The 11,454-nt window shown below is 75.4% G+C and carries 1 protein-coding gene; it reads left to right on the forward strand.

From position 1 onward, the window contains the following. The first annotated feature begins 251 nt into the window (after window positions 1–251). Complete coding sequence (locus tag DP939_RS29185) at window positions 252–11,444, forward strand: type I polyketide synthase (protein ID WP_113984030.1); 11,193 nt, start codon at window positions 252–254, stop codon at window positions 11,442–11,444. The last annotated feature ends 10 nt before the right edge of the window (window positions 11,445–11,454 follow it).

The raw sequence follows: 11,454 nt of genomic DNA on the forward strand, positions 1-11,454 counted from the left end.
CCTCTTCTTTCTCCCTTCATCGCTATGATACTTTCCAAAAGACTTACGAAAGACCTCAAGTGCGTCACGACCGGGGTTCGGCCGCGGGTGGCATCAAACACCCGCCCCTGACCTCGGCATATACGGCCGGCATGGTCGGCCGGGCCGACTCTGTGCGGGATCGGCAGAATGAGCGATTCTCCCTCGCCCGCAAAAGCGCCGGCGCCGGAAAGGTATTTGTCATTCAGTGGTGACAGAGGAGGAACGACGCCATGTGGCGCGATTCTGACTCGCTGCTGTGGGCGTTGTCCGCAGACAGCACGGGCGCACTGCGGGCCCAGGCCGGCCTGCTGCTGGACGAGCTGACCGAACGGCCCGCCCGGCGGCCGCAGGACATCGGCTGGTCATTGGCCCACCGCCCGCCCGGCGCGCGGCGCGCAGCGCTCGTGGCTGCCGACCGGGAAGGATTCGCCGAAGCGCTGACGGCGCTCGCCCAGGGGCGCGGTTCAGCGGGGCTGATCGAAGGCGCCCCGGTCGAGGGCGGCGTCGTGTTCGTCTTTCCCGGCCAGGGCTCGCAGTGGCCCGGCATGGCGGCCGGCCTGATGACGTCCTCGCCGATCTTCGCCGCGCGGATGGCCGAGTGCGCCGCGGCCTTGGCCCCGTTCCTGGACTGGTCCCTGCTCGACGTGGTGAACGCGGTTCCCGGCGCGGCGTCGCTGGATCGCACCGATGTCGTGCAGCCCGTGCTGTTCTCGGTGATGGTGTCACTGGCCGCGGTGTGGCGGGCGTACGGGATCGAGCCGTCCGCGGTGCTGGGGCACAGCCTCGGCGAGATCGCCGCCGCGGTCGTGGCCGGGGCGCTGTCCCTTGAGGACGGCGCGCGGATCGCCGCGCTGTGGAGCCGGTTGCAGGCCACCCTGTCCGGCCAGGGCTCGATGATCTCCGTTCCGGCTCCGCTCGACGTCGTGCTGCCGCGGCTGACGCCCGGCCTGGAGATCGCCGCCGTCAACGGCCCCAGGGCGGTGATCGTCTCCGGTGACGCCGGGGCCGCCGCCCGGCTGTGCGCGGAGTTCGCCGCGCAGGGCGTCGCGGCCAAGACGATCGGTGTGGACCTGGCGGCGCACTCCGCGCACATCGACCGGATCATCGCACCGCTGCGGGCGGCGCTGGCCCCGCTGCGCCCCGGCCCGCCCGCGGTGCCCTTCTACTCGTCGCTGACCGGCGGGCGGTTACCGTCCGAAACCCCGCTGGACGCGGATCACTGGGCGCGCAACCTGCGGAGCACGATCCGGTTCGAGCAGGCGGTCCGCGCCGCGCTCTCCGCGGGGCACGGGGTGTTCCTGGAGGTCGGCCCGCATCCGGTGCTCACCGCGGCCATCGAGGAGACCGCCGAGGCCGCAGGTGCGCGCCCCGCCGTCCGCGCGTCGCTCCGCCGCGGCCAGGCCGGCCTGGACCAGGTCATGCGCACCCCGGGTCGGCTGTACGTCGATGGCGTCCCCATCGACTGGGCGGCCGTGTACGAAGGCCACGCCCCGCAGCTCGTGCCGCTCCCGCAGGCCGATGCCCGGCCTGCGGCACCTCCGGAGACCTCACTGGCCGAACGGCTCGCCGGCATGCCGGAGACGGATCAGCGGGCGTTCCTGGTCGCGCTCGTGTGCCAGGAGGTCCGGGCGCTGCTGGACCCGGCCACGCCGGTGGAGCCCGGCATGTCGTTCCATGAGCTGGGCTTCGACTCGGTGACCGCGCTGGAGGTCCGCGGCCGGATCGCCGCGGCGACGGGCACCGCCCTGCCGGCGACCATGGTGTTCGACCACCCGACACCGGCGCGGGCGGCCGAGCTGGTGCGTACCACGCTGCTGGGCACAGACCCCCAGGAGGACGCGCCGGCGGCGGCCAGAGCCGGTGGTGACGGCGACGACGATCCGGTGGTGATCGTCGGCATGGCCTGCCGCTATCCGGGCGGTGTCGGCAGCGCCGATGATCTGTGGCGGCTGGTCCGTGACGGTGTCGATGCCGTGTCGGCGTTCCCGGAGGACCGCGGCTGGGACTTCGCCGCCTCCTACGACGACGCCTCCCGCAGGCCCGGCACCTTCTACCAGCGCGAAGCGGGGTTCGTGACCGGCGCGGACCTGTTCGACGCCGGCTTCTTCGGGATCAGCCCGCGCGAGGCCGCCGCCATGGACCCGCAGCAGCGGCTGCTCCTGGAGACCTCCTGGGAGGCGTTCGAGCACGCCGGGATCGACCCGGAGTCGCTGCGCGGCAGCCGGACCGGTGTGTTCGTCGGCGCGATGACCATGGACTACGGGCCCAGGGCCGGCCAGGGCGCCGAGGTCGAGGGGTACGTCTTCACCGGCACCACCGGGAGCGTCATGTCCGGCCGGATGTCCTACCTGTACGGCTTCGAGGGGCCCGCGATTACCGTGGACACCGCCTGCTCGTCGTCGTTGGTCGCCTTACACCTGGCCGTGGGCGCGGTACGACGGGGCGAGTGCGGTCTCGCCGTCGTGGCCGGGGTCACGGTCATGTCCGGGGTGGGGATGTTCGTGGAGTTCTCCCGGCAGGGCGGCCTCGCGCCGGACGGCCGGTGCAAGGCGTTCTCCGACAGCGCCGACGGGTTCGGCCTGGGCGAGGGCGCCGGCGTACTGCTGGTGGAGCGGCTGTCCGAGGCCCGCCGTGGCGGACATCGGGTGCTGGCCGTGGTCAAGGGCAGCGCGGTCAACCAGGACGGCGCGTCCAGCGGGATGACCGCGCCGAACGGCCGCTCCCAGCAGCGGGTGATCCGGGCGGCCCTGGCCGACGCCGGGCTGCGGCCGGCCGAGGTGGACGCGGTGGAGGCGCACGGCACGGGCACCCGCCTGGGCGACCCGATCGAGGCGCAGGCCCTGCTGGCCGTCTACGGCCGAGACCGCGAGCGGCCGCTGCTGCTGGGCTCCCTGAAGTCCAACATCGGGCACGCCCAGGCCGCCGCGGGCATCGGCGGGGTCATCAAGATGGTTCAGGCGATGCGCAACGGGCTGCTGCCCAAGACCCTGCACGTCACCAGGCCGACCTCCCACGTGGACTGGTCGGCCGGCTCCGCCGGGCTGCTGGCCGAGCCGCTGCCCTGGCCCGCGACCGGCCGCCCGCGCCGGGCGGGCGTGTCGTCGTTCGGGGTGAGCGGCACGAACGCGCATGTCGTGCTGGAGCGGTTCGAGCCGCCCGCCACCGCCGCGGTCCGGCGGTCGTCCGGGCTGTTGCCGCTGGTGGTGTCGGCGCGCGGCCGGGACGCGCTGCGCGGGCAGGCCGCCCGGCTGGCGGAGGCGCTGGCGGCACTACCCGCGGCACGGGCGGCGGACGTGGCCTATTCCGCCGCCGCCTTCCGGTCGCCGATGGACCATCGGGCGGTCGTGCTCGGCCGGGACACCGCGGAGCTGCTGGCCGGGCTGCGCGCCCTGGCCGCGGGCGATCCCGCGGGCAACGTCGTCCAGGGCACGGCGGGCCGCCGTGCGGCGGTCCTGGTGTTCCCCGGCCAGGGGTCGCAGTGGACGGGGATGGCGCTGGAGCTGATGGGCTCGGCCCCGGTGTTCGCCGCACGGATGGCCGAGTGCGCCGAGGCCCTGGCGGAGTTCACCGGCTGGGATCTGTTCGAGGCACTGGGGGATGAGGAGGCGTTGCGGCGGGTGGACGTGGTCCAGCCCGCCCTGTTCGCCGTGATGGTGTCGCTGGCGGCGCTGTGGCGGGCGCACGGCGTCGAACCGGCCGCGGTGGTCGGGCACTCGCAGGGGGAGGTCGCCGCCGCCTGCGTCGCGGGCGCGCTGAGCCTGCGCGACGCGGCCCGCGTCGTGGTGACACGCAGCCGGGCGATCCGCGACTCCCTGGCCGGGCGGGGCGGCATGGCCTCGGTACCGCTGCCCGCCGATGAGACGCGAGCGGCCCTGGGCCGGTGGGAGGGCCGGATCTCCGTCGCCGCGGTCAACGGCCCGAACTCGACGGTCGTGTCCGGCGATCTGGAGGCGATCGACGAACTGCTGGCCACCTGGGAGCGGGCGAAACGCATCCCGGTGGACTACGCCTCCCACTCGCCGCAGGTCACGGCGATCCGCGACGACCTCCTCGGCGCGCTCGCGCCGATCACGCCGCGGCGCGCGGACGTCCCGTTCTTCTCCACGGTGACCGGCGAGTTCGTGGACGGCACCTCCCTGGACGCCGGGTACTGGTACGAGAACCTGAGGCGGCCGGTCCGGTTCGCCGAAGCGGTCGGCGCGCTGGACGGGCACGTGTTCATCGAGTGCGGCCCGCACCCCGTGCTGGTGCCCGCCCTGGAGGCCATCGCGGTGGGTTCGCTGCGCCGGGACGCGGGCGGGCCCGATCGGTTCACCGCCGCGCTCGCCGAGGCGTACGCCCACGGTGTCGCCGTGGACTGGGCGAGCACACTGCACGGCGAGCGGATCGAGCTGCCGTCCTACGCCTTCCAGCGCAGACGCCACTGGCTCGACGCCGGCCGCCCGGCCGCCGCGCCCGGGGACTTCGGCCTGGTCGCGACCGAGCACCCGCTGCTCGGCGGCGCGGTCGAGCTGCCGGACTCCGGCGGCCTGCTGTTCACCTCCCGGATCTCGCTGCGCGACCTGCCCTGGCTGGCCGACCACGCGGTGGACGGCGTGGTCGTCGTGCCGGGGGCGGCGTTCGCCGAGCTGGCCGTGCGTGCCGGTGACCACGCCGGTTGCGACCTGGTGGAAGAACTGACCCTGGAGGCGCCGCTGGTCCTGCCGCCCGGCGGCGGGGTCCGCCTGCAGGCCATGGTGGCGGCCGCCGGCGAGTCGGGACGACGCCGGATCGCCGTCTACTCACTCGGCGATCCGGGCCCTGGTGATCCGGGCCCTGGTGATCCGGGCACTGATGACCCGGGCCGCACGTTGCACGCCACCGGCGTACTCGCCTGCGGCACGCCGGAGGCGGCGCCGGTCGGCGAGTGGCCGCCGCCGGACGCGGCCGAGATCGACGTGACCGGCGTCTATGAGACCCTGCACGACAGGGGCTACCGGTACGGCCCGGCGTTCCGCGGCCTGCGCCGGGCCTGGCGCCGCGGCGAGGAGATCTTCGCCGAGGTGGCCCTGGCGGGCGGCCCCGGCCCCTTCGGTGTGCATCCGGCGCTGCTCGACGGGGCGCTGCACGCCCTCCTGCTCGACTCCGACGGCCTGCCCTTCGAGTGGCGCGACGTGGCCCTGCACCGTACCGGTGCCACCCGCCTGCGCGTCCGGCTCTCGCCCGCGGGGATCCGCTGCGCGGACGAGACGGGCGAGCCCGTGCTCACCGTGGGCTCGCTGGCGCTGCGGCCGAAGCCGGCCGGGCTCGCCGCCGCCGGCGGCGCGGGCACGCTGCTCACCGTCCGGCCCGTGGCGATCCCGGCCCCGGCCGCGGCGGGCCCCGCCGATGTCACGGTCGTCGCGGAGCCGACCGCCGAGCGGGTGCTCGCGGCGGTGCAGAGCCGCCCCGGCGAGCGGATGGTGATCGTCACCCACGACGCCGGGACGGACCTCGGCCAGGCCGCGATCCGCGGGCTGATCAGGTCGGCCATCACCGAGCAGCCCGACCGGTTCGTCCTGGTCGACACCGACTCCCCGGGCGCGGTGGACATCGCCGCGGTCCTGGCCACCGGCGAGCCGGAGGTGTGGATCCGCCAGGGCACGTTCGCCGTACCCCGGCTGGGCCCCGCCGAGAGCACCGGGGAACCGGTGGAGTGGACGGCGGCCGACTGTGTCATCATCACCGGCGGCACCGGCCTGGCCGGCGCGTCGGTGGCGCGTCACCTGGCCCGGCACGGCGTGCGGCTGGTCCTGGCCGGGCGCGGCGGCCCCCGGGCGCCGAGGGCGCGGGAGCTGCGGGAGGAACTCGGCGCGGAGGTCGTGGCGTGCGACGTGACGGACCGCGCGGCGCTGGCGGCTCTCATCGACCGGTACCCCATCACCGCCGTAGTCCACGCCGCGGGCGTGCGCGATGACGGCGTCATCGAGTCGCTGACGCCCGGACGGCTCGCCACGGTCCACGCGCCGAAGGCGGCCACAGCGATCCATCTGCACGAGCTCACGCGGGACAAGCCGCTGAAGGCGTTCGTGATGTTCTCGTCGGTCGCCGGTGTCCTGGGCACCCCCGGCCAGGGCAACTACGCGGCGGCCAACAGCGTGCTGGACGCGCTGGCCGAGATCCGCCGGGCGGAAGGACTTCCGGCGACCTCGATCGCCTGGGGGCTGTGGGCGGAGGCGAGCGCCCTGACCGCGACCCTCACCGACCTCGATCGCGCCCGGCTGGCCCGGCTCGGGGTCGCCCCGATCGCCACGGGCGACGCGCTCGCGCTGTTCGACGCGGCCCTCGCCGCACCGGCGGCGGTGACCGCGCTCCGGCTGGACCACGGCACGCTGCGCACGCAGGGCCCGATCCCGGCGATGCTGCGCGGCATGGCCGGTTCCCGGGCCGGGCGCGGCCGGGCGGCGGGTCGGGCGGTGACCGGCCGGATCACGGCGCTGCCCGAGGGGGAACGGCGCGCGGCGGTGCTGCGGCTCGTGTGCGAGGAGGTGGCGAGCACCCTCGGGTATGACTCGGCGGCGTCCGTCGAGAGCGGCCGGGCGTTCAAGGAGATGGGCTTCGACTCCCTTACCGCGGTGGAGTTGCGCAACCGGCTGAACGCGCGGTTCGACGTCCGGCTCCCGGCGACGCTCGTGTTCGACCACCCGACCCCGGCCGCGGTCGCCGACCGCCTGGTACCGCGGGCCGACAGCGCGGGCCGCACGGACGTTCCCCGCGCGGAGCGGTCCGGGGAGCCGATCGCGATCGTGGGCATGAGCTGCCGTTACCCCGGTGCGGTCGGCTCGCCGGAGGACCTGTGGCGGCTGGTGGAGTCCGGCACCGACGCGATCGGGGAGTTCCCCGCCGACCGCGGCTGGGACCTGGGCGATCTGTTCGACCCCGACCCGGCGCGGACCGGGCACAGCTACGTCCGCCAGGGCGGCTTCCTGCGGGACGCCGCGCTGTTCGACGCGGAGTTCTTCGGGATCTCACCGCGTGAGGCCACCGCGATGGACCCGCAGCAACGGCTGCTGCTGGAGACCTCCTGGGAGGCCGTCGAGCGGGCCGGGATCGACCCGGGTTCGCTGCGGGGCAGCCGGACGGGGGTGTTCGCGGGCGTGATGAACGGCGGCTACGGCGCCCGGCAGATGCACGCCCCGGCCGGCTCCGGCTCCGGCTCGGGCGAGTTCGAGGGCTACCTCGCCGGGGGTACCGCCGCCTCGGTGGCGTCCGGCCGGGTCTCCTACGTCCTGGGGCTGGAAGGTCCCGCGCTGACCGTGGACACGGCGTGCTCGTCGTCCCTGGTCGCGCTGCACCTGGCGGTGCAGGCCCTGCGCCGCGGCGAATGCGAACTCGCGCTCGCGGGCGGCGTGACGGTGATGTCGTCCCCGTCGTTGTTCGTGGAGTTCAGCAGGCAGCGCGCGCTGTCCCCGGACGGGCGGTCCCGGTCCTTCGCCGCCGCGGCCGACGGCACGAGCTGGTCGGAGGGCGCCGGCGTGCTGGTGCTGGAAAGCCTGGCGGACGCCCGCGCGAACGGGCACCGCATCCTCGCCGTGGTCCGCGGCACGGCCGTCAACCAGGACGGCGCGTCCAACGGGCTCACCTCCCCCAATGGCGGCGCCCAGCGGCGGGTGATCGGCGCCGCGCTCGCCGACGCCGGCCTGTCCCCGGCGGACGTGGACGCCGTGGAGGCGCACGGCACCGGGACACCGCTCGGCGACCCCATCGAGGCGCAGGCCCTACTGGCCGTCTACGGCCGGGACAGGGAGCGTCCGCTGTGGCTGGGCTCGCTGAAGTCGAACATCGGGCACGCCCAGGCCGCCGCGGGCGTCGGCGGGGTCATCAAGATGGCCGAGGCGATGCGGCACGGGGTGCTTCCGGCGACGTTGCACGTCGATCGGCCGACCCCCCAGGTGGACTGGGGGGCCGGTGCGGTCGAACTGCTCACCGAGCCGAGGCCGTGGCCGGCCTCAGGGCGCCCCCGGCGGGCGGGGGTGTCCTCCTTCGGCGTCAGCGGGACGAACGCGCACGTGATCATCGAAGCGGCCGAGCCCGCCGCCCCCGCGCCGGAACGCCGACGCCCACGGCCGCCGATCGTGCCGCTGACGGTCTCGGCCCCGACCGCGGCGGCGTTGAGCGCGCAGGTCGAGCGGCTGAGGGCGTACGCCGGGGACGGCGGCCCGGACGCGATGGACATCGGATACACCCTGGCCACGGCCCGCGCCCGGTTCCCGCACCGCGCGGTCCTCCTCGGCGAGGACCTGATCACCGGCGCGGGCGGCGGGCCGCGCCGGGTGGCGTTCGTGTTCCCCGGCCAGGGCGCGCAGTGGACCGGCATGGCCCTCGAACTGGCCGATTCCTCGCCCGTGTTCGCCGGCCACCTGGCCGAATGCGCGCGGGCGCTGCGGGAGCACACCGGCTGGGACCTGCTCGACGTGCTGGGCGACGCCGATGCGCTGCGGCGGGTGGACGTCGTCCAGCCCGCGTCGTTCGCGGTCATGGTGGCCCTGGCCGCGTTGTGGCGGTCCTACGGCGTCGACCCCTCGGCCGTGGTCGGCCATTCGCAGGGGGAGATCGCGGCGGCGTGCGTCGCCGGTGCGCTGAGCCTGCGGGAGGCCGCCCGCGTCGTGGCCGTGCGCAGCCGGGCGATCGGCCGCCACCTGGCCGGTCATGGCGGGATGGCGTCGGTTGCGCGGCCGGTCGAGGAGGTCGCCGAACTGATCAGGCCGTGGGCGGGCCGGATCGAGATCGCCGCCGTCAACGGTCCCGCCTCCACCGTGGTCTCGGGCGAGCCGGGGGCGCTCGGCGAGTTCGGCGCCGTCACCGAGTCCCGCGTCATCGCGGTGGACTACGCCTCGCACACCGTGCAGGCCGAGGCGCTGCGAGACGAACTCGCCCGGCTGCTGGGCCCGATCACGCCGCGCGCCGCGGACATCCCGTTCTACTCGGCCGTCACCGGGGAACGCGTCGATCCGCTGCTCCTGGACGCGCGTTACTGGTATCGCAACCTGCGGGAGACCGTCCGGTTCGACCGGGCCGTACAGACGATGGTCGGCGACGGCATCGGCGCGTTCGTCGAGGCGAGCCCGCATCCGGTGCTGGCCTTCGGCACGGCGGGGACGATCGAGCGGTGCGGCGGCGACGCGATCGTGGTGGGTTCGCTGCGCCGCGACGACGGTGGGGCGAAGCGGTTCCTCACCTCCGTCGCGGAGTCCTACACCCAGGGCGTGGACGTGGACTGGACTCCCGCGTTCGGGACGGACGCCCGCGTGGTCGATGTCCCCACGTACGCCTTCCAGCGCACCCGCTTCTGGCTCGATGCCGAAAGCACCCCTGGCCCCGCCGGGCTCGGCCAAGAGGCGGGCGGGCATCCGCTACTGCCCGCGATGATCGGCCTTCCGGACGGGGGCGCCTGCTTCACCGGCCGGATCGGCCGGGATCTGCGCCCATGGCCGGAGACGACGTATCTCGACCTGGCGCGGCACGCCGCCACCACGCTCGGCGCGACGGTCGCGGGCGACCTCGCGGTCCACGAGCCGCCGCCCGGCGACGACGCGGCGTACGAGATCCGCGTCCTCGCCGGTCCGCCCACAGACGACGGGCACCGATCGGTGACCCTGCACACCCGTCCCGAGGCCACGGGCCAGGCGTGGACCCTGCGCGCCTCCTGCGCCGTGCGGGCCTCGGGCACCGGCCACGAGGGTGCCCTTCACGAACTGGACTGGACACCGCAGACGCCCGCCGGACAGCGGCCCGGCACCGTGTCGGTGATCGGCCAGGAGCCGGGCATCGACGACATTCCATCCCATCCCGATCTCGCGGCGCTCGCCGCCTCGCCGCCGGACGTGGCCATCGCGTTCCTGTCCCCCGGCCCGGCCGAGCACGAAGACGACGAGGAGCACGTCGTACCGGCCGTGCACGCCGCCGCGCATCGCGCCCTGGCCCTGGTCGCGGACTTCCTGTCCGACGACCGGCTCGCCGGGACGCGCCTCACCCTGGTCACCACCGGCGCCATCGCCGTGGGCGACGCCGATCCCGCGCCCGCCCTGCCCGCCGCGGCCGTGTGGGGCCTGGTGCGCTCGGCGCAGGCGGAAGATCCCGGACGGCTCCAGCTGATCGACCTGGACCGCGCCCCGGCGAGCCGTTCGGCGCTGCGCGCCGCCGCGATGTCCGGGGAGCCGGAGGTCGCGATCCGCGACGGCGTCGCCCATGTGCCGCGGCTGCGGCGGGCCGGTACGGCCACCGCCGCCCCCGTGACGTTCGCCGCCGGCGGGACCGTGCTCATCACCGGCGGCACCGGCACCCTCGGCGCGATCACCGCCCGCCACCTGGTGACCCGCCACGGAGTACGCCACCTCGTATTGGCCTCCCGCAGCGGCCCCGGCGCCCCGGGCGCGGCCGGGCTGGTCGCCGGACTCGCCGCGCTGGGCTGTCATGCCACCGTCGTCGCCTGCGACGCGGCGGACCCGGCGGCGCTGGCCGCCGTGCTGGAGGAGATCCCCGGACGCCATCCCCTGGCGGGCGTCGTGCACGCCGCGGGAGTCCTCGACGACGGCGTGATCGGCAATCTCACCCCCGGGCGGATCGACGCGGTGCTGCGCCCCAAGGTGGACGCCGCCTGGAACCTGCACCGCCTCACCCGGCACGACCCGGTGCCGCTCGTCCTGTACTCCTCCGCCGCCGGGGTGCTGGGCAGCGCGGGGCAGGCGGGCTACGCCGCCGCCAACGCCGTACTGGACGCCCTGGCCGCCCGCCGCCGCGCCGAAGGGCCGCCCGCGGTGTCCCTGGCCTTCGGCCCCTGGGCCGAGCCCAGCGGGATGACCGGCCACCTGGCCCCCGGCGACATGGCCCGGATGCGCCGCACCACCGGGCTGTCGCCGATGTCCACCGAGCGCGCCCTCGCGCTGCTGGACGAGGCGCTGGCCGGCTCGGCGCCCGCCGTCCTGCCGATCCGGCTCGACCCGCGACGCGAGGACGCGATCTGCCCCACCACCGGCGCGGCACAGCCCACCGATCCCCTCGGGCGGCGGACGGCCCGGTTGAGCCAGGAGGGGCGGCAGCGCGAACTGCTCGCGCTGGTCACCGGCCACGTCGCCGACGTGCTCGGCCATTCCAGCCCGGACGCGATCCGGCCGGAGGCCACGTTCCTCAGCCTCGGCTGCGACTCCCTCGCCGCCCTGGACCTGCGCAACCGCCTCAGCGCGGCGACCGGCCTGCGGTTGCCCTCGACGACCGTGTACGACCATCCGACCCCGGCCGCGGTCGCCCGCTACATCCGGACCCGGCTGACGCCCGACGCGCCCGGCGCGGCCGAAGCGGCCCCGGAGACGCCGGCCGAGCCGCGCTCCGCCGCCGTCGCCGCCAAGATCCAGGCGGCGACGAACGAAGAACTTTTCCGACTGATCGACGAGAGCCTGGCCGAGTGAGCCCGGCGCG

The organism is Spongiactinospora rosea (genome assembly GCF_003315795.1).
In the GTDB taxonomy this organism is placed as follows: domain Bacteria; phylum Actinomycetota; class Actinomycetes; order Streptosporangiales; family Streptosporangiaceae; genus Spongiactinospora; species Spongiactinospora rosea.